Annotated in this window: 1 protein-coding gene; it reads left to right on the forward strand. The window is 65.5% G+C overall.

All coding sequences use genetic code 11. From position 1 onward, the window contains the following. Positions 1 to 161: 161 nt before the first annotated feature. Positions 162 to 386, forward strand: a 225-nt coding sequence (locus tag SM191_RS19645) for a phage integrase N-terminal SAM-like domain-containing protein (RefSeq protein ID WP_341507671.1), incomplete at its 3' end; no start/stop codon positions are given.

Genomic DNA, 386 nt, shown 5'->3' on the forward strand with positions numbered 1-386 from the left:
GAAGCCGCTGCGCGGCAGTGGTGTTGGCGGTGAGGTAGCGCGCCTGCTTTGAGGTTTGTCCCTGCGGCATCGGAGGCAGACGATGGGGTTCCTTCAACATGAGGAACCCTGTCATGACGACGTCACCGACCTAAGCCCCCATTACCCCGCTGCGTCAGCGGATGCTCGACGATATGGCGATGCGTTCGATGCGGGCGCGGACGCAGCACGACTATGTCCGCCACGTCCGCGCCTTCGCGGCGTTCCTGAAACGCCCGCCGGATACCGCGACGGCAGAGGATGTGCGACGCTTTCAGCTTCACCAGCGCGAGCATGGCGTCAGCGAGTCCGTCATCGGCGCCACGGTATCGGCGCTGCGCTTCCTGTTCGGGGTGACGCTCGACCGG

This window comes from Sphingomonas sp. 2378 (assembly GCF_038084995.1).
Taxonomy (GTDB): Bacteria; Pseudomonadota; Alphaproteobacteria; order Sphingomonadales; family Sphingomonadaceae; genus Sphingomonas.